An 18,638-nucleotide genomic window follows, 5' to 3' on the forward strand; every position below is an offset into this window, starting at 1 on the left:
TCAATCACCTCGGCGCTGCGGCGGCCTCGAGCTCACGCACGAGTGCCTCGAAGTCGACGGGCTTGGGCAGGAGCCGCGTACCTCCGGCCTCGCGCAGCTCGCTCTCGCGGTAGCGGCCGCCGTACGCGGTGACGAAGAAGATGGGCGCGTCCACGCGCGGGAGGTCCAGGGCGTACGGAGGCAGCTGCTCGCGCGGCAGGGCGCCGCGCAAGAGGCGCGTGAGCTGAATCCCATCCAGCGCCGAGCCCGCGAGCTGGATGTCCATGAGCACGGCCCGCAGCGCGCCCGCGGCCTGCCTCACGGCCCGGCAGGTGCTCTCCGCGTCCTTCGCGCGCACCAGCTCGAAGCGCTCCTCGAGCCACAGCTGCGCGAGCTCCCAGTTCTCGTCCTCATCTTCGACGTAGAGGATGCGGGGCAGGGGAGCACGCGCGGGAGCGCCGCCCGTGCTCGGGCTCACCTTCTTCACGAGCGGACCTCCGTGCCCGTGCTGCTCTCTCCCTCCGCGGTCTCCGCCGGGGCGAGCGGCAGGCGCACGTAGAAGGTGCTGCCCTGGCCCAGCGCGCTCTCGAGCCAGATGTCGCCGCCGTGCAGCTCCACCAGCCGCTTCACGATGGAGAGCCCGAGCCCGGTGCCGCCCACGCGCCGCGTGTGCGTGCCGTCCACCTGGCGGAAGCTCTCGAAGATGAGCCGGTGGTTCTGCGGAGCGATGCCCACGCCCTTGTCCTTCACGCTGAGCACCGCGCTGCCGTCCCCGTCCGGAGTCGCCGAGAGCTGCACGGCGCTCCCGTCCGGAGAGAACTTGAGTGCATTGGTGAGCAGGTTGATGAGCACCTGGGACGCGCGCAGCGGGTCTGCCCACAGCACCAGGGGCTCGGCGGGCTCCTGCACCTCCACGCGCATCTTCCGGGCGCGCGCGAGCGGCTGCACGGTGGTGACCACGCCGTTGAACAGCTCGCTCACCGGCAGGGCGCGCGGCTGCACCACCACGCGGCCGGCCTCGAGCTTCGAGAAGTCGAGCACGTCGTCCACGATCTCCAGCAGGTGCTTGCCGGAGCTGACCATCATCTGGAGGAAGTGCACCACCTTGCCCGGCTCGCCGCGCAGCTCCCAGTGCGGCTCGGCCTGCAGCTGCCCGGTGGCGCCGCACTCGGGGCAGGGCGCGCCCGGGTCCAGCGTCTCGCCGGGCTCCAGCTCGAAGTGGTTCTTGCACGCCTCGCAGCGCGCGCCCGGAGACGAGTGGAACTGGCGCAGCAGCACCTGGGGCACGTTGATCAGCGTGTTGAGCGGCGTGCGCAGCTCGTGCGAGGTGTTGGCCACGAACTCGCCCTTCACGCGCGCGGCCTCCTGCGCCACGGCGAGCGCGTCGGTGAGCTCGGCGTTGTGGGTGAGCAGCCGCCGCTCGCGCCGCCGCTGGTAGTGGTTGCGCAGCGCGAAGGCGCCGCCCACCAGCGTGGCGCCGCCGAGCGCGACGAGCAGCGCGAACATCCGCGTCTGGTGGAAGCGCGGCACGCGCGTGAAGCTGAGCCCCGTGCCCGCGCCGCTCCACGCGCCCTCGTCCATCGCGGCCTGCACCTCGAAGCGGTAGCGGCCCGGCGCGAGCCCCGTGAAGTAGGCCGTGCGCCGGCCGCCCACCTCGTTCCAGCTGGGGTCGCTGCCCACGAGCCGGTAGCGGAAGCGCAGGTGCTCGGGCGTGCGCAGCACGGGGGCGGTGTAGTGGATCTCGATGTTGCGCGCTTGCGGCGGCACCTGCAGCCCGTCCTGCACGGGCGCGTCGCGGCCGTCCACGACCACGCGCTGCACGGAGAGGGAGGGGGGAGCGGGCGGGCTGTAGCGGCGCCCCGGGTCCACCGAGGCCACACCCTTGATGGTGGTGAAGTACAGGCGCCCGTCGTGGCCGCGCCAGCCCGAGGGCTGCACGCCGCCGTTGCACTCACTGCTGCGCATGCCCTCGGCGGTGCCGTACACGTGCACGGAGACCTGCGGCAGGCGGCCGTCCGCGGCCGCGTCCAGCTCCGCGAGCGGCGCGGAGAAGATGCCCTTGTTGCTGCTCATCCACAGCTGGCCGCGGCCGTCGTCGAGCACCACGTGCAGGGTGTCCTCGGGCAGGCCCTGCTCGCGCGAGACGCGCCGGAGCACGCCGCCGCGCAGCCGCGCAAGCCCGCCGCCGTAGGTGCTCACCCAGAGCGTGCCGTCGTCGCGCTCGAGCAGCGAGGTCACGAAGCGGCTCCCGAGCCCGTCCTTCTCGGTGAAGAAGCGCACCTGGCCGCCCTGCAGGCGCCCCAGGCCGTTCTCCCGCGTGCCCACCCACAGCGTGTTGCCCGAGGCGTGCAGCGCATTGACGCTCATCCCCCCGAAGCCGGGCACCGCCACGAAGCGATCGCCCTCGCGCCGCGCGAGCCCCGCGTCCGTGCCCACGTAGAGCGCGCCCTGCGCTTCCGCGAAAGCGCTCGCCACGTCACCGGGCAGTCCGTCCTTGCGCGTGTAGACGTGGAAGCGCGCAGCGCCCGGCTCGCGCACGCTCAGGCCCTGCCCGAAGCTGCCCAGCCAGATGCGGTGCGCGGAGTCCTCGTAGAGGCCCCAGGCCTCCAGGTTCGCGAGCCCCTCCGCGAGGCCCACGCGCTCGCGCACCTGCCCGTTGCGCACCCCCACGAGGCCGCCGCCCTCGGTGCCCACCCACAGCGTGCCGTCGCTCGCCTCGAGCACCGAGCGCACCTTGTCGCTCGGCAGCCCCTCGGGCACGCCCATGGGGACGAAGGGCCCCTCTCGAAGGCGCACGAGCCCGCCGCCGCTGGTGCCCACCCACAGGTCCCCCTCGCCGTCCGTCAGCAGCGAGTACACGGCCGAGGCGCTCAGCCCCTGGCGCTCGGTGAGCGTCTCCACGCGCTCGCCGCGCAGACGCACGAGGCCGTCGTCCGTTCCCAGCCAGAGCGTGCCGTCCGGCTCGGGCATCAGGGTGTACACGGTGCGCTGTGGCAGCCCCTCCTTCGCGCCGTAGCTGCGCAGCTCTCCGTTCGCCCAGCGCAGCAGCCCCTGGCCGCGGGTGGCGATCCACAGCGCGCCCTGGCCGTCCTCGGCGAGCGCGTAGATGCGGGGCGTGGTGGTGGGCAGGGGCACCGCGACGAAGCGCCCGCCCTCGCGCCGCAGCAGGCCTCCCTCGCGCAGGGCCGCCCAGAGCACGCCCCCGCGCCCCGGAGCGAGCGCCGTCACCGCGCCGGGCGGCAGCCCCTCGGCGCCGGCAGCCGGCACGAAGGCCCCGCCGCTGCGGCGCAGCAGCCCCTCGCCGGTGCCCACCCAGAGCGTGCCGTCCTCCGTCTCGGCCAGCGCGGTGACGTGGCTGGGCGAGGGCAGGTGCGCCTCGAAGCGGCCCTGGCGGTAGGAGACGAGCCCGCCGGAGAGGGTGCCCGCCCACAGCGTGCCGTCGCGCGTGACGCGCAGCACCTGCACCACGTTCATGCGCAGCGCCGGGGTGTTCTGGGCGTCGAAGACGGTGAAGCGCGCCCCGTCGAAGCGTACCAGCCCCTCCTGGGTGGCCACCCAGAGGAAGCCGTCCGGCGTGCGGGCGAGCGCCTCCACGGTGTTCTGCGGGAGCCCCTGGTCCGTCTGCCACGTCTGCAGGCCGAACTGCGTCAGCGCGCGGCCCGGATCCAGCGCGTGCGCAGCCCGCCCGGGTAGCAGGAGGGCGAGCAGCAGTGCGAAGAGAGGACCCGGGCGCATCCTGCACGCAAGGGTACTCCTGCCCGCCGCGGAGCACACGCGCCCTCGCGGTACGAGGAGGGACCCGGGCAGGGCGGGCTAGTCCAGCCCGCGCTCCCAGAGGTCCTCTTCGTCCAGGCCGATGAGGTGCCCCACCTCGTGCATCACGGTGATGCCGATCTGCTCGATCAGCTCCTCGCGCGTGCGGGCGAAGCGCTCCAGGTTGCGCTGGTAGAGCACGATGGAGGCGGGGAAGTGGTCCGCCGCGTTCATCACGCTGCGCTCGCCCACGGGCGTGCCGCGGAAGACGCCGAGGATGGCGGGCGAGAGCGGGGGCTTCTCCGCGAGCAGGTCCTCGTCCGAGGGCAGGTCCTCCACGGCGATGGTGACGTTGTCGAGGTAGCCCTTCACGTGCTCGGGCAGGCCCTTCACCGCGTCCTCCAGCGCCTGATCGAAGGCCGCCTCGCCCAGGTGCACCGGGGGCGGGAACTCCTCGGGGGCGAGCGCCTGGGCGCGCTGGAAGCGGCGCTGCGCCTCCTTCGCGTCCCCGCGCCGCTCGGCCAGCAGCCCGAGCGAGTGGTGCGCCCACGGCTCGTCCGGCTCGTCCTCCAGCACGCGCTCGAAGGCCTTGCGCGCCTCCTCGAAGCGGCACAGCTCGAACAGCGCCATCGCCCGCTCCAGCTGCGCCTCCACCGAGCGCGGCACGTGCGCGAGCGCCGCGTCCGCCTTGACCAGCGCCTCTTCGCACTCGCCCAGCTGGTTGAAGCCCGTGGCCTCGAGCAGCAGGAACTCGAACACCCGCTCCACGTCGTCGGCCCGCTCGGCGAGCTTGCGCCCGCGCGCGCAGAGCGCGAGCCCCTCGCTCACCGCGTCCCGGTCCTCGCCCAGCCCCACCACGAGACACTCGGCTGCGCCCAGCAGCAGCTCCACGGCGTCCGGGGCGGCCTTCACCGCCCGCATGTACGTGCGCGCCGCGTCCTCCACCTCGCCGAGCTCCACCTGCGCCGCGGCCCGGAAGTGCAGCGCCTCGGGGTGCTCGGGCGAGAGCTGCAGCGCGCCCTCCGCGTGCGCGAGCGCCCCCTCGAAGTCCTCCGCGTCGAAGGCCTCCGCCGCCCGCTCCAGCCGCTCCACCACCCCTGCCGGATCCGCCTTCCGTGTGCCGCGCTTCGCCATAGGGGCGCCATAGAGACGCGCCGCGCGCCGCCTTGTCAATGCCACTCGGGCGCGCCCGCCGACACAGGCCCCGCAGGCCTCCCAGGTTCGTGTTGACAAGCCCCCGTCGGCCCTTATGTTGGCGCTCGCCTGGGCCGAGTGCCAACGCTCGGCCCCCGAATTTCCGTCGTTATTCCAGGAGGTTGTGAATGGCAGCGAAAGAGATCTACTTCCACCAGGGGGCGCGTGACGCCATCCTGCGCGGCGTGCGCACCCTCGCGGACGCGGTGGCCGTGACCCTGGGCCCCAAGGGCCGCAACGTGGTCATCGAGAAGTCCTTCGGCTCGCCCACGGTCACCAAGGACGGCGTCACCGTCGCCAAGGAGATCGACCTCGAGAACAAGTTCGAGAACATGGGCGCGCAGATGGTCAAGGAGGTCGCCTCCAAGACCAGCGACAAGGCGGGTGACGGCACCACCACCGCCACGGTGCTCGCGCGCGCCATCTACGAGGAGGGCCTGAAGCTGGTGGCCGCCGGCCACAGCCCCATGGACCTCAAGCGCGGCATCGACAAGGCCGTCGAGGTGGTGGTGGAGGAGCTCAAGAAGCTCTCCAAGCCCACCAAGGACAAGAAGGACATCGCCCAGGTCGGCATCATCTCCGCCAACGGCGACGAGACCATCGGCAACATCATCGCGGACGCGATGGAGAAGGTCGGCAAGGAGGGCGTCATCACGGTGGAGGAGGCCAAGGGCCTCGAGACCACCCTGGACGTGGTCGAGGGCATGCAGTTCGACCGCGGCTACGTGAGCCCCTACTTCGTCACCAACCGCGAGCGGATGGAGACGGTGCTGGAGGAGCCCTACATCCTCATCAGCGAGCGGAAGGTCTCCGCGATGCAGGACCTCATCCCGCTGCTCGAGCAGGTGGCGCGCTCGGGGCGCCCGCTGCTGATCATCGCCGAGGACGTGGAGGGCGAGGCCCTGGCCACCCTGGTGGTGAACAAGATCCGCGGCGTGCTCAACGTGGCGGCGGTGAAGGCGCCGGGCTTCGGTGACCGCCGCAAGGAGATGCTCAAGGACATCGCCACCCTCACGGGCGGCAACGTCGTGAGCGAGGAGCTCGGCCACAAGTACGAGAACCTCACCCTCCAGGACCTGGGCCGCGCCAAGCGCATCACGATCGACAAGGACAACACCACGATCGTGGACGGCGCCGGTGCGCGCGCGGACATCGAGGGCCGCATCAAGCTCATCCGCCGCCAGGCCGAGGAGAGCACCAGCGACTACGACAAGGAGAAGCTGCAGGAGCGCCTCGCGAAGCTCGCGGGCGGCGTCGCCGTCATCAACGTGGGCGCGGCCACCGAGACCGAGATGAAGGAGAAGAAGGCCCGCGTGGAGGACGCGCTGCACGCGACCCGCGCGGCCGTCGAGGAGGGCATCGTCCCCGGCGGCGGCGTGGCCTACCTGCGCTGCCTCGCCGCGCTCGACAAGCTCAAGCTCGGCGCCCAGGACTTCGGCGTGGACATCATCCGCAAGGCGCTCACCGAGCCGCTGCGCAAGATCGCCAGCAACGCCGGCGTCGAGGGCGCGGTGGTCATCAACAAGGTGCGTGAGGGGCAGGGTGCCTTCGGCTACAACGCCCGCACGGACGTGTTCGAGGACCTGGAGAAGGCCGGCGTCATCGACCCCACCAAGGTCGAGCGCACCGCGCTGCAGAACGCGGCCTCCGTGGCCTCCCTGCTGCTCACCACCGAGGCGATGATCGCCGAGCGGGTGGTGAAGAAGAAGAACGGCAAGGGCGGCGGCGCCGGCGCCGGCGGCATGCCGGACTACGGCGGCGACGACATGGACTACTAGGCCTCCCAGCGCCTGGTGAAGTGACTGCGGCCCCGGGTGCTCTCGCGAGCTCCGGGGCCGCGGTGTTTTCGGGGTCCGCTCAGCCCAGCTTGAGGGCGCGCGCGAGCTCACGGCTCAGCGCGCGCGTGTCGGTGAGCAGCTTCGGGAGGCACGCGGCCGCGCCGCCGCGCAGGGACTCGAGCGCCGCCTCCATGGTGAGGTGCTCGCTGAGCACCACGAAGGGCGCGCCCTGGCTGCGCGTGCGCCCCAGCTCCACCGCCTTGCGCCCGAACGCCGGGCTGAAGTCCCAGCTCACCACCACCGCGGTGGGCGGCTCCTGGGGCGGGTCCACCAGCTCGCCGTACACGCGCGCCTCGAGGCCCAGCAGCGCGAGCGCCTCGCAGAGCTGGCGGGCGCTGTCCGGATTGTCCTCGTACACGTCCACGCGCTTGCCGCTGCCCGCCTGCTGCGGCTGCGGCAGGGGCGCGGCGAGCGCGGCGCGGATCTTGTCGCGCACCTCGCGGATCTCGTCGAAGGGCTTGAGCAGGTAGTCGAGCACTCCGAGCTCGATGGCCTGCTGCGCGGTGAGCACGCTGGGGTAGCCGGTCATCAGGATGACGCGGCTCTGCGCGTGCAGCCGCCGCGCCTCCTGCGCGAGATCCAGCCCGGAGAGCCCCGGCAGGTTCTTGTCCGTGACGATGAGGTCCACGGGCGCGACGCGCAGGTGGCTCAGGGCCTCCTCGGCGGTGTCCGCCTCGAGCACCTCGCACTCCTTGGCGAGCAGGTCGCGGAAGACGCGGCGGATGATCGCCTCGTCGTCCACCACCAGCACGCGCGGGCGCGCAGTCGGTGCCGCGTCCGCGGCGGGGAAGAGCACGCGGAACACCGTGGCCGGAGGCGGGGAGTCCCCCAGCGCCGTCGCCGCCACCAGGGAGAGCTGCGCGCCGTGCTCCTGCGCGATGCGCCGGCACACCGCGAGCCCGAGGCCGGTGCCGCGCCGCTTGCTCGTGGCGTAGGGCTCGAAGAGCCGCTCGCGCATGTCCGGCGGGATGCCCGGGCCCCAGTCAGCCACGTAGAGCGCGGGGGCGCCGCCCTCGCGCGCGAGCACCAGCTTCACCCGGCCGAGGCCCGCCATCGCGTCGCGCGCGTTGTTGAGCAGGTTGAGCGTGAGCTGCTCGAGCAGCCGCGCGTTGCCCTGCACCGGGAGCTCCACGGGCGCATCCACCTCCAGCGAGAGGCGGGCCGAGTCCGGGTTCACGCGGAACAGCTGCACCGCGGCGCCCACCGCCGCGTTGAGCGACACGCGCTCCTGGGGCGCGGGGCGCTGGCTCACCAGGCGGGTGTAGTCCGAGATGATCTGCTCCATCCGGTCCACCTGCGCGAGCAGCAGCCCCAGCGGGCCCTTGCGCCCCGCCTCCTCCTCCATCATCTGCGCGTAGGCCTTGATGCCCAGCAGGGGCTGGCGCAGCTCGTGGAAGACCTCGGCCGCGAGCTGGGCGTGGCCCGTGCCGCCGCCTGCGCGGCGCAGCGCCTCGAGCGCCGTGCGCGCGGCCGCCACGTCGCCGGCCTGCAGGGCCTGCTGCAGCTGCTCGAGGGGGCTCGCGCCTTGCGCCGGAGGAGGGGCCATGGGCCGGAGCATGACGAGCCCGGCGTCCGCGTGCAATCGAACGTGTCCGGGCTTTGCGGTTGACGCTCCCCAAGGGCCGCACGGATGCTGGCCGCAGCTTCCATCCCGAGGGTGCCATGCCGCAGACGAACCCCTTCCACTCGCTCGTCCCGCGCAAGCTCACCGACACCGAGCTCGCGCGCTCCATCCGCCTCAACCTCGAGTCCGAGCTGGATGCGATCAACCTCTACTCGGCGCACATCGACGCGACCGACAACGAGGCCGCCAAGGCGGTGCTGCGCCACGTGATGGACGAGGAGAAGGAGCACGCGGCGCTGTTCTGGCAGCTCATCGCGATGCTGGACCCCGCGCAGGCGAAGCACGCGGCCGAGGCGAACGCCAAGTTCCGCCTCCTCATCTCCGGCGCCTCGCACGAGGAGGTGGAGGCCGCGGGCGAGGGCGGCAACGGCGAGGAGCCCCTGGACCCCGCGGCCCAGAAGCAGCTCACCGTGGGCAACCTGCGGCGCTAGTCCCGCCTAGTCCTTCGGCGGGCTGTGGCGCGCGGCCGGCGTGGCCTCCAGGTCGCGCGCGGCCATGTAGACCACGTTTCGCGAGCCGCGCTTACCCCGGTACATGGCGCGGTCGGCCAGGTCCATCAGCGTGGCCTTGTCGCGCGCGTGCTCGGGGAAGCTCGCGACCCCGATGCAGGTGCTCAAGGAGAGCGAGAGCCCCTCGCGCGCGAGGAAGTGGTGCGTCTCCATGGTGCGCCGGATGCGCTCGGCCACCTTGAGCGCGCCGCCCGAGTCGGTGGCGCGCAGCAGCACCACGTACTCGTCCCCGCCGAAGCGCACCACCACGTCGCGGTCGCGCACGCAGCCCTTCACCACGCGGCCAGCCTCCACGATCACCTTGCTGCCCACCAGGTGGCCGTGGGTGTCGTTCACCGACTTGAAGAGGTCCAGGTCGAGGAAGAGCAGGCTGAACACGCCGCCGCTCTCGCTCTGCTCCGCCGAGCGCAGCTCCTGGTCCAGCACCACGTGCAGGTAGCGGGTGTTGAAGAGGTGGGTGAGGTCGTCGAGGTAGGCGAGATCCTCCACCTCCGCGAAGCGCCCCAGGTTGCGCAGCGCGAGCGCGAGGTGCCGCGAGAGGTACGCCGCCGCCTCGCTCGCGGCCTCACCCGGAGCCTCGTCGAAGAGCAGCACGGCATGGCCCAGCACCGCCTCGCCGTCCGCCGCGGGAAAGGCGCGCACGTGCGCGAAGGGGGAGGGGAGTGACTCCAGCGCCTGCGCGCTGCCCACCGTGCGCAGCCGCACGGAGAGCGCCTCGGCGAGCGGCGTCTCGCTGCCCTCGGGCAGGCCCGCGGAGGCGAGCAGGTGCTGCTCGCCCTCGGAGTCGCGGGTGAAGAGCAGCGCCGCCTTCGCGCCGGCCTGCTGCTGGAACGCTCCGGGCCCGGTGTCCAGGAGCTTCTGGCGGTCGAGCGTCGTGGCGATGCGCTGCCCCGTCTCGAGCAGGGCCACGTGGCGGCGCAGGGAGGCGTTCTCCGCGAGCAGCTGCCGCGTGGTGAGCGCGCGGCGCACCGCGTGGGCGAGCGCCTCGGGGGCCACGGGCTTCACCAGGTACTCGGCCGCGCCGCTCTTGATGGCGCGCACGGCGGGGTCCACCTTGTCGAGGCCGGTGAGCACCACCACCTCGATGCCCGGGTAGCGCTCGCGCGCGTAGCGCAGGATGTCCATGCCGTCGCCGCCGGGCAGGATGAGGTCCGTCACCACCGCGTCGTAGCGGTCCGCACCGAGCGCGCGCTGGGCGTGCTCCAGGTCCGGGACCGAGGTGACTGCGTGGCCTGCGGCCGTGAGGTAGTCGCCGTAGAGGGTGCGGGCGAGCTTGTCGTCGTCGACGAGGAGGATGCGCGCCATGGGGAGGTGCCCTTCGGCTTAACACTGCGGGCGGGGCACTGCTAGGGTGCGGCGCGTGGCACCTTTCGAGAGCGGACGGCGGCTGTGCCTCCTCGTCGAGGCGGGCGAGGCGCGCTTCGCCATCGAGGCCACCTCGGTGATGGAGGTGGCGCACCCCGGCGCGGACGGCCAGTTCCAGCGCGGCGTGCTGGAGGTGAAGGACCTGAGCGCGCTGCTGGGCGGCAGCCCCGAGACCGGCCCCGGCATGGTGGTGGTGCTCGACACCAGCCCCACGCTCGCGGTGCGCGTGCGCAGCGTGGTGGAGGTGGCGGACGTCGCGCGCGCCCCCTTCTTCATGCTCCCCCCGGGACTCGGCGGGCTCGCTGCCCTGAGCCGCGGGGCCCTGGTGCACAAGGACCGGCTCTACCTGGAGCTCGCCGCGGAGGCCCTGCCGCACCAGCCTGCTCCCCTGGCAGGCGTGCCGCCGCGGGCGGTGTACCTGCTCGAGGCCCCGCCCGAGCGCGCGCTCGTCTTCGAGTCCCTCGGCCGCCACTACGGGGTGCCCCTGCCGCTGGTCTCCCAGGTGGTGGCTCGCGGGCCGGACTTCACCGCACTCCCGGTGCAGGCGGGCCCGGTAGCGGGGCTCTTTCCCCACGCCCAAGCGCTCTGGCCGCTGTGCACGGCGCCGGGGCTGCTGGGGGAGGCGGCGCTCCCGGAGGCCTTCTTCGTGCTCACGGAGCTCGCGGGCCAGAACGTGGCGCTCGCGGCGGCGCGCGTGGTGGGCGTGTTCCAGCGCTTCGAGCCCACCGAGGCGCGGGGCGAGTTCTCCGCCCAGGGCCTGTCTGCCCCTGCGCTCTTCCTGGACCTGCAGCGCATGTTTTCTTGATCGCCCCGGAGCGCGGCCATTAGGCTCCCTTGCTCGACTTCCCGGCAACCCCCCGTCCCCAAAGGCTTTGATCGATGCCCAAGAACCTGCTGGTCGCCGACGACTCCCTCACCATCCGCAAGGTGATCGGGATGATCTTCGCGACCGAAGACTTCCAGGTGACCGCGGTGGACAACGGGCTGGACGCCATCAGCCGCGCGCGCGAGCTGCGCCCCGACATCGTGCTCGCCGACGTGACCATGCCCGGCAAGAGCGGCTACGAGGTGTGCGAGGCACTCAAGAGCGACCCCTCCACCCAGGCGATTCCCGTGCTGCTGCTCGCGGGCACCTTCGAGACCTTCGACGAGGCGCGCGCCCGCTCGGTGCGCGCCGATGACCACGTGCCCAAGCCCTTCGAGAGCCAGGTGCTCCTGGACAAGGTGAAGGCGCTGGTGGGGCAGAAGTCCAACACGATGCCCGCCGCCGCGGCGATGCGCACGGTGGCCCCCTCGGCTGCGCCCGTCGCCGCCGCGCCCGCTGCTCCGCGCCCGCCCGCGCCCGGGATGGCGCCGCCTCCGGGGGCGCGCCCGGGCATGCCTCCGGGCCCCGGGATGCCGCCGCGCCCGGGCATGCCGGGTGGCCCCGGGATGCCGCCTCCCGCCGGGATGGCGCGTCCGGGCATGCCTCCGGGCCCCGGGATGCCGCCGGGGCCGGGCATGGCTCCGCGCCCCGGGATGCCGGGCCCCGGCATGCCGCCGCCTCCGGGCATGGCGCGCCCGGGCATGCCTCCTGGGCCGGGGATGCCTCCGGGCCCTGGCATGCCGCCGCGCCCCGGGATGCCGGGTCCGGGCATGCCGCCGCCTCCGGGCATGGCGCGTCCGGGGATGCCTCCGGGGCCGGGCATGCCGCCGCCTCCGGGCATGGCGCGTCCTCCGGCCGGCGCCCCCGCGCCCAACATCCCGGGCGGCTTCCCGCGCCCGCCGGGTGGCACGCCGCTGCCCGCAGGTCCCGCGGGCGTCCCGCCCATTGGCGGCGGCGGTGCCCAGCCGGGCCGCTCGCGCGATCCCTTTGGCCTCGGGGCTCCGGGCGCGCAGCCCGCTCCCGCGCGTGCGCCCGTGGCGCCCCCGCCCCAGTCCTCGCTGGACGATCTCTCCATCGACGACGCTCCGGCGGCGCCTGCGCCCGCCGCGGCGCGTGCGCCGGCCGCGCCTGCCTCCAGTGATGGCGGCGAGGCGCTGCTGCGCGAGGCGCTCTCCAAGGCGAGCCGCGAGGTGATCGAGAAGATCGCGTGGGAGGTGGTACCGCAGCTGGCGGAGACCATCATCCGCGAGGAGCTCGAGCGGCTCATCAAGGACCGCGAGACGCAGCACTAGGCCCTCGCTCCCCGCGCGGGGACGTGGCAGACCCTGAAACCCGCCCGCGGGCCGGTGCGCACGATGCGCGCCGGCCTCGCGGCGCTTGACGAGAACGCGTGATGACGACCGAGACCGATCTCTCTCCCGAGCTCTCCAAGGCCTACGAGCCCACCGAGGTGGAGGCCCGCTGGTACGCCTTCTGGCTCGAGAAGAACTACTTCCGCGCCGAGGCCACCAGTACCAAGCCGCCGTTCTCCATCGTGCTGCCGCCGCCCAACGTGACGGGCTCGCTGCACCTCGGCCACGCGCTCACGGCGACCATCCAGGACATCCTGATTCGCTGGAAGCGCATGAGCGGCTTCAACGCGCTGTGGCTGCCGGGCACGGACCACGCGGGCATCGCCACGCAGATGGTGGTGGAGAAGGAGCTCAAGCGCACCGAGAAGAAGAGCCGCCACGACCTGGGGCGCGCCGAGTTCCTCAAGCGCGTGTGGGAGTGGAAGGACAAGTACGGCAAGCGCATCGGCGAGCAGCACCAGGTGCTGGGCGCCTCGCTCGACTGGAGCCGCGAGCGCTTCACCATGGACGCGCGCTCCAGCGCCGCCGTGCGCGAGGTCTTCGTCCGCCTCTACGAGGAAGGGCTCATCTACCGGGCCCAGAAGCTCATCAACTGGTGCCCCAGCTGCCGCACCGCGCTGAGCGACCTCGAGGTGGAGCACGAGGAGAAGGCGGGCTCGCTCTGGCACATCCACTACCCGGTGAAGGGCTCGGACCGGAAGCTCACCGTGGCCACCACGCGCCCCGAGACGATGCTCGGCGACACCGCGGTGGCGGTGCACCCGGACGACCCGCGCTACGCGGGGCTCGTGGGCCAGAGCGTGCAGCTGCCGCTCACCGGCCGCGAGATCCCGATCATCGCGGACCCGGAGCTGGTGCAGATGGAGTTCGGCACCGGCGTGGTGAAGGTCACCCCCGCGCACGACTTCAACGACTACCAGACGGGGCTTCGGCACAAGCTGCCGATGAACTCCATCCTCGATGACGCCGCCCGCACCAACAAGGAGGCGGGCCCGTACGCGGGGCTGGATCGCTACGAGGCGCGCAAGCGCGTGCTCGAGGATCTCACGGCGCAGGGGCTGCTCGAGAAGGAGGAGCCGCACAAGCTCAGCGTGGGCGGCTGCCAGCGCTGCGGCACCGTGGTGGAGCCGCGCCTCAGCCCGCAGTGGTTCGTGAAGATCGAGCCGCTCGCCACCCCCGCCATCCGCGCGGTGGAGGAGGGGAGGACGAAGTTCGTCCCCGAGACCTGGACGAACACCTTCTTCCAGTGGATGCGCAACATCCACGACTGGACCATCAGCCGCCAGCTGTGGTGGGGCCACCAGATCCCCGCCTACTACTGCACCACCTGCAGCCCGCGGCAGGGTGACGACACGGACCTGCCGCTGGATGCGCCCACCATGCGCGTGGGCGGCATCGACTACGCGCGCGCCACGCCCATCGTCGCGCGCGAGCAGCCCGAGAGCTGCCCCAGCTGCGGCGGCCACAGCTTCGAGCAGGACCAGGACGTGCTCGACACCTGGTTCAGCTCGGGCCTCTGGCCCTTCAGCACCCTGGGCTGGCCCGAGCAGACGCCGGAGCTCAAGTCCTTTTACCCGAACTCCGTCATGGAGACGGGCCACGACATCATCTTCTTCTGGGTCGCCCGGATGATGATGATGGGCCTGCACTTCATGGGGGACGTGCCCTTCAAGACCGTCTACCTGCACGCGATGGTGCGCGACGAGAAGGGCGAGAAGATGTCCAAGACGAAGGGGAACGTCATCGATCCCCTGGACGTCATCCGCGGCGCCAGCGCGGAGCAGCTCGCCCCCAGCCTGAAGAACAAGTTCCCGCAGGGGATGCCGGCGCACGGCGCAGACGCGCTGCGCTTCACGCTCGCCTCGCTCACGCAGCAGGGCCGCGACATCAAGCTCTCGATGGACCGGCTCGCGGGCTACAAGGCCTTCAGCAACAAGCTGTGGAACGCGAGCCGCTTCGCCCTGATGAACATGGGCGACTTCCGCGCGGACGGCCGCCACCCGAAGGAGCGCAACCTCACGCTCGCGGACCGGTGGATCCTCGCGCGGCTGCAGCGCGCGATCGTGGAGACCGGCAAGGCGCTCGAGGCCTACCAGTTCGGCGAGGCCGCGAGCACGCTCTACCAGTTCCTCTGGGGCGAGTTCTGCGACTGGTACATCGAGCTCGCCAAGGGCTCGCTGTACGGCGAGGACGTGCAGGCGAAGGACAGCACCCGCGCGGTGCTGGTGTACGCGCTGGATCAGATCCTGCGCCTGCTGCACCCCTTCATGCCCTTCATCACCGAGGAGATCTGGCAGAAGCTGCCGATGCAGCGGTCCACCGAGTCCATCATGGTGGCCCCCTTCCCGCAGCCGGACCCGCGGCTCGAGGACGCGGCGGCCGAGGCCGAGATGGCCCCGGTGGTCGCGGCGATCGAAGGCCTGCGCAACATCCGCGGCGAGAGCAACCTCTCGCCCGCGCAGAAGCTGGTCGCGCACGTGCAGAGCGCGGACCCGCAGCTGCGCGCGACGCTGGAGCGCTGGAAGGGCTACCTCATGCCGCTCTCCGGCCTCTCCCAGGTGCACATCTCCGCGCCGGGCGCGCGCCCCGCGCAGGCGGCGGCGTACGTGGGGCCGGGCATGGAGATCTACGTGCCGCTCGCGGGCCTCATCGACTTCGCGGCCGAGCGCGACCGGCTGGGCAAGGAGATCGCCCGCATCGACCAGGACCTCGCGGGCATCCTGCGCAAGCTGGACAACCCCAACTTCGTCGCCAAGGCGCCGCCGGACGTGGTGGAGAAGGACCGCGCGCGCGTGGCGGAGCTGCAGGCGCGCCGCCAGAAGCTGCAGGAGAACCTCGCGCGCCTGTCCGAGCCCGAGGCCGCTCCGGCACAGTCCGCGGGCGGCGGCGTGGACGCGGTGGACATCACCGTGACGGACGTCGTCGTCACGGGGGCCGCGGTGGCGGCGACGGATGCGCCGGCGCGCGAGGGCGAGGGCGTGAACCTCGCCGAGGAGCTGAAGGAGGAGCTCGCGGCCGCGGAGATTCCGCCGCAGGCCGCCGCGCAGCAGGAGCACGCGGTGCCGAAGATGACGGCGGACGCGAAGGAGGAACTCACCGCGGCGGACCACCACGACCTGGGCATGGCCTACATAGGCATGGGGCTGGTGGACCAGGCGGTGAAGGAGCTCACGCTCGCGAAGAAGGGCGACCCGTCGCCCGCGGTGAAGCAGGTGAAGCGCGCGGCGAAGAAGGCCGTGGCGGCGGTGAAGAAGGTCGCGGTCAAGGCGAAGGCGGCGGTGAAGAAGGCCGCGGCGAAGAAGACGGCTGCCAAGGCACCTGCGGCGAAGGCGCCCAAGCGCGGTGCGAAGGCCAAGGTCGCGGCGAAGAAGGCCGTGACGAAGGTGGGCGCGAAGGCCAAGGTCGCGCTCGCCAAGGGCAAGGCCAAGGCGAGCGCCACGAAGCTGAAGGTGCAGGCGCGCGTCGCGGTGAAGAAGGCCGCGAAGAAGAGTGCCCTGAAGCGTCCCGCCGCGAAAAAGACCCGTCGCTAATGTCCCCTCTCCCTCTGGGAGAGGGTCGGGGTGAGGGATGAACGCATCCCCACCCGGAGCCCACTGAATGTCCGACTATCTCGACCGCCTCATCTCGCTCGCCCTCGACGAGGACCTCGGCGCCGCGGGCGACGTGACCACGCTCGCACTCGTCCCTGCTGAGGCAGAGGGACGCGCCACGCTGCTCGCGAAGGAGCCGATGGTGCTCGCGGGCCTGGACGCCTTCGTGCGCGTCTTCGAATGGGTGGACCCGGACGTGGAGGTGGTGCCGGTCGCCCGGGACGGCGATGCGCTGAAGCCGCGCACGGTGGCGGCGAAGCTCCAGGGGCGCCTTCGCTCGCTGCTCACGGCGGAGCGCACTGCGCTGAACATCATCCAGCGCGCCTGCGGCATGGCCACGCTCTCGCGGGCTGCCGCGGACGCGGTGAAGGGGACGAAGACGCGCATCCTGGACACGCGCAAGACGCCGCCGGGGCTGCGTGCACTGTCGAAGGAGGCGGTGCGGCTGGGTGGCGCGTCCAACCACCGCTTCGGCCTCTTCGACGGCGTGCTCATCAAGGACAACCACATCGCGGCGGTGGGCGGCTCCATCCGCCAGGCGCTGCGGCGGGCGCGCGAGAACGCGCCGCGGCTGGTGAAGATCGAGATCGAGGTCACGAACCTGAAGCAGCTCGCCGAGGCGATCGACGAGGGCGCGGACGTGATCATGCTGGACAACATGGACGACGCGCAGATCCGCGAGGCAGTGGCGCTCGCGGCGGGCCGCGTGCCGCTCGAGGTGTCCGGCGGCGTGACGCTGGAGCGCCTGCCGCGGCTCGCGGCGCTCGGCGTGGACTTCGTCTCCATGGGCGCGCTCACGCACTCGGCGCGGGCGATGGACCTGTCGCTGGAGATCGAAACGACTCGGGCGAAGACCCCCGCGAAGAAGAAGTCCCGCCGCTGAATTCAGGCGGCCCCGGCCGCGTCGCAGCCTCCCGAACCCCGAAGGCTCCCGAGGTCTCCATGGCGAAGCTCCTGAAGTGGTCGGCCCTCCCGCTCGCGGCGCTGCTGCTGGGCGCGTGCGGCGGTGCGCAGAAGCCCGCGAAGAGCGACGAGCAGCCGCTATCCGGGGAGCGCGCCTACCGCGCCGCGTACGCCCCGAGGGCGGCGGAGGTGAAGGACGGGCTCGCTTCCGGGCAGTGCCACGTCAACAGCAGCTGCGGAGAGCTCTCCTTCGTGGACTGCGGCATGGCCGCGGACGGCCCCGCCTACTACGTGAAGACCGCGAGCAACGAGGTGCTCGAGGTGTGCGGGGGCGCCTGTATGGCGGGCCCGCGCCAGGACATGTGTGTGGTCTGCCCGCCACCCGAGTGGACCTGCGGGCAGTAGGCCCCTCGCGCTCCGCCCGGCTCGCTCACCTCGACTCGCTCCCAACCCTGAGATTTATTCTCGAGTCGTACGCAGCGGAATGGACGCTGGCGGGCGCGGAGTTGCGGCCTCTACGACGCCGACACGAAGCTCACCCGTTTCGGGGCCCGTGACTACGACGCGGAGACGGGGCGGTGGACGGCGAAGGACCCGATTGGCTTTGAGGGGGGGGACGCGAATCTCTACGCGTACGCGGCAAACGATCCACTCAACTTCGTTGACCCCGATGGCCGTCGCTTCAAGAATCTTACTCAGCGGGAGTACGATTCCATCATGCGTCTTATGAAGGACCCAATGATCGGAGCGAAGGTCGAGTACCTGTACAAGACGAACCACGTTGAAATCTCTCTCGATTACGTGGATGGGTTCAGACTCGGTGCGTTCACCGACTACAACGACAACGGTATGGTCGGGGGAGGATGCTCACCGTTTCGGCCATCTACGGCAACAATCACCTACGACCCCATCGTCGCCGACTGGTTGATGCGGAAGTACAAAGGACTGTCGATGAACTTCGACCAGATGCTCGCGCATGAGTTGGGGCATCTCTATTACGCGAACATCACTTACTGGACCGGTCAAACCGGGACTAAGGATGCCAGTGACGCAATGAGCCTTCGATGGGAGAACACCCAACGCGGCGCTGGCCCTTACCGTGTTGCTCCTCACGACCCATAGAGCAGGAGGCTCCATGAAGACTTGGGTGTTACTGGTCGAACTCAGCGCCCTCGTTGCTGCGAGTTCGAACGGGGTCTCCTGCCGCAGCAGGCAGGCTCCAATTTCAGCCTCCGAAAGCAGCCTGCCAAGTGGCATGGACCTCGTCACGAGCTGCAGCAAAGACCTTGATTGCGGCGAGGGACGGCGCTGTCTCGCCACCCGGAACATCGCAGGCATCGAAGTCGCTCGTACGTGTGAACTCCCCTGCGCGCAAAGGCGCTGCCCTGAAGGAATGACCTGTCATCACTTAAGTGGGGGCCCCGAAACGGAGGAGTTCACTGGTGTTTGCCGACCGCAATCCCATGCATCCGAATAGCACTGGCACTGCTGGGGGCTGTTGCTCGGCTCGCGCCACCCCCGCTGACGCGCTCTCCACCAAGGGGCACCCCTTTAAACCTGTCGACGCGCGACGGGTGAGGGGCAGGCGTGGGAGGGAGCAGCCGGGAGCGTGGCTTGGGCCCGTGCGGGTTGCAAGGGCATGGAGGGTACAAGGCCATGCTCGATG

General features: G+C 71.6%; 13 protein-coding genes and 1 pseudogene. 9 read left to right on the plus strand and 5 right to left on the minus strand.

Annotation, left to right across the window (positions count from 1 at the left end; translation table 11 throughout):
- Positions 1–4: 4 nt before the first annotated feature.
- The 3 genes from FGE12_RS30105 to FGE12_RS24725 form a co-directional block, all read right to left on the minus strand.
- The gene (locus FGE12_RS30105) at positions 5–466 is read right to left on the minus strand and encodes a response regulator (protein ID WP_194798243.1); all 462 of its coding nucleotides are present in this window, start codon (positions 464–466) and stop codon (positions 5–7) included.
- The gene (locus FGE12_RS24720) at positions 463–3,714 is read right to left on the minus strand and encodes a two-component regulator propeller domain-containing protein (RefSeq protein WP_153869046.1); all 3,252 of its coding nucleotides are present in this window, start codon (positions 3,712–3,714) and stop codon (positions 463–465) included. Before FGE12_RS24720 ends, FGE12_RS30105 begins: the two co-directional genes overlap by 4 nt.
- A gap of 78 nt (positions 3,715–3,792) precedes the next feature.
- Positions 3,793–4,866 carry a metallopeptidase family protein gene (locus FGE12_RS24725; RefSeq protein ID WP_153869047.1) on the minus strand — a complete coding sequence of 358 codons (1,074 nt, stop codon included), beginning with the start codon at positions 4,864–4,866 and terminating at the stop codon, positions 3,793–3,795.
- A gap of 188 nt (positions 4,867–5,054) precedes the next feature.
- Between FGE12_RS24725 and groL the strand changes: the two genes are divergently transcribed.
- On the plus strand, positions 5,055–6,704 hold the full coding sequence (gene groL / locus FGE12_RS24730; RefSeq protein WP_153869048.1) for a chaperonin GroEL: 1,650 nt from the start codon (positions 5,055–5,057) through the stop codon (positions 6,702–6,704).
- A 79-nt stretch (positions 6,705–6,783) separates the two neighbouring features.
- On the opposite strand, the gene sinK is transcribed toward groL, so the two are convergent.
- On the minus strand, positions 6,784–8,310 hold the full coding sequence (gene sinK / locus FGE12_RS24735; RefSeq protein WP_153869049.1) for a hybrid histidine protein kinase/response regulator SinK: 1,527 nt from the start codon (positions 8,308–8,310) through the stop codon (positions 6,784–6,786).
- Positions 8,311–8,426: 116 nt separating this feature from the next.
- Here sinK and FGE12_RS24740 point away from each other — a divergent pair, with 116 nt between their 5' ends.
- Positions 8,427–8,819 carry a demethoxyubiquinone hydroxylase family protein gene (locus tag FGE12_RS24740; RefSeq protein WP_153869050.1) on the plus strand — a complete coding sequence of 131 codons (393 nt, stop codon included), beginning with the start codon at positions 8,427–8,429 and terminating at the stop codon, positions 8,817–8,819.
- Positions 8,820–8,825: 6 nt separating this feature from the next.
- Here the strand turns inward: FGE12_RS24740 and FGE12_RS24745 are convergent, their stop codons facing one another.
- A complete protein-coding gene (locus FGE12_RS24745; RefSeq protein WP_153869051.1) occupies positions 8,826–10,202 on the minus strand; it encodes a diguanylate cyclase in 1,377 nt (458 codons plus the stop codon).
- Between the two features lie 55 nt (positions 10,203–10,257).
- Here FGE12_RS24745 and FGE12_RS24750 point away from each other — a divergent pair, with 55 nt between their 5' ends.
- The 7 genes and pseudogenes from FGE12_RS24750 to FGE12_RS30485 all read left to right on the plus strand — a co-directional run bounded on the left by FGE12_RS24750 (position 10,258) and on the right by FGE12_RS30485 (position 18,094).
- Entirely contained in the window at positions 10,258–11,067 is an 810-nt protein-coding gene (locus FGE12_RS24750; protein ID WP_194798244.1) for a chemotaxis protein CheW, read from the plus strand.
- A gap of 74 nt (positions 11,068–11,141) precedes the next feature.
- On the plus strand, positions 11,142–12,419 hold the full coding sequence (locus FGE12_RS24755) for a PleD family two-component system response regulator (protein ID WP_153869052.1): 1,278 nt from the start codon (positions 11,142–11,144) through the stop codon (positions 12,417–12,419).
- Positions 12,420–12,520: 101 nt separating this feature from the next.
- The gene (locus FGE12_RS24760) at positions 12,521–16,009 is read left to right on the plus strand and encodes a valine--tRNA ligase (protein WP_153869053.1); all 3,489 of its coding nucleotides are present in this window, start codon (positions 12,521–12,523) and stop codon (positions 16,007–16,009) included.
- A gap of 67 nt (positions 16,010–16,076) precedes the next feature.
- Entirely contained in the window at positions 16,077–16,952 is an 876-nt protein-coding gene (gene nadC / locus FGE12_RS24765) for a carboxylating nicotinate-nucleotide diphosphorylase (RefSeq protein ID WP_153869054.1), read from the plus strand.
- A gap of 59 nt (positions 16,953–17,011) precedes the next feature.
- Positions 17,012–17,377 carry a hypothetical protein gene (locus tag FGE12_RS24770; RefSeq protein ID WP_153869055.1) on the plus strand — a complete coding sequence of 122 codons (366 nt, stop codon included), beginning with the start codon at positions 17,012–17,014 and terminating at the stop codon, positions 17,375–17,377.
- A 123-nt stretch (positions 17,378–17,500) separates the two neighbouring features.
- Positions 17,501–17,635: pseudogene (locus FGE12_RS31055) on the plus strand (RHS repeat-associated core domain-containing protein); the annotation flags it as partial.
- Between the two features lie 75 nt (positions 17,636–17,710).
- Positions 17,711–18,094: a hypothetical protein gene (locus tag FGE12_RS30485; RefSeq protein ID WP_228531064.1), complete on the plus strand. Its 384-nt coding sequence runs from the start codon at positions 17,711–17,713 to the stop codon at positions 18,092–18,094.
- Positions 18,095–18,638: the final 544 nt, after the last annotated feature.

The organism is Aggregicoccus sp. 17bor-14 (assembly GCF_009659535.1).
In the GTDB taxonomy this organism is placed as follows: Bacteria; Myxococcota; Myxococcia; order Myxococcales; family Myxococcaceae; genus Aggregicoccus.

Bases quoted from the DNA above. Each gene is read 5' to 3' on its own strand.
- FGE12_RS24720 (WP_153869046.1), bottom strand. From the start codon at position 3,714: ATGCGCCCGGGTCCTCTCTTCGCACTGCTGCTCGCCCTCCTGCTACCC.
- FGE12_RS24725 (WP_153869047.1), bottom strand. From the start codon at position 4,866: ATGGCGAAGCGCGGCACACGGAAGGCGGATCCGGCAGGGGTGGTGGAG.
- groL (WP_153869048.1), top strand. From the start codon at position 5,055: ATGGCAGCGAAAGAGATCTACTTCCACCAGGGGGCGCGTGACGCCATC.
- sinK (WP_153869049.1), bottom strand. From the start codon at position 8,310: ATGGCCCCTCCTCCGGCGCAAGGCGCGAGCCCCCTCGAGCAGCTGCAG.
- FGE12_RS24740 (WP_153869050.1), top strand. From the start codon at position 8,427: ATGCCGCAGACGAACCCCTTCCACTCGCTCGTCCCGCGCAAGCTCACC.
- FGE12_RS24745 (WP_153869051.1), bottom strand. From the start codon at position 10,202: ATGGCGCGCATCCTCCTCGTCGACGACGACAAGCTCGCCCGCACCCTC.
- FGE12_RS24755 (WP_153869052.1), top strand. From the start codon at position 11,142: ATGCCCAAGAACCTGCTGGTCGCCGACGACTCCCTCACCATCCGCAAG.
- FGE12_RS24760 (WP_153869053.1), top strand. From the start codon at position 12,521: ATGACGACCGAGACCGATCTCTCTCCCGAGCTCTCCAAGGCCTACGAG.
- nadC (WP_153869054.1), top strand. From the start codon at position 16,077: ATGTCCGACTATCTCGACCGCCTCATCTCGCTCGCCCTCGACGAGGAC.
- FGE12_RS24770 (WP_153869055.1), top strand. From the start codon at position 17,012: ATGGCGAAGCTCCTGAAGTGGTCGGCCCTCCCGCTCGCGGCGCTGCTG.
- FGE12_RS30485 (WP_228531064.1), top strand. From the start codon at position 17,711: ATGATCGGAGCGAAGGTCGAGTACCTGTACAAGACGAACCACGTTGAA.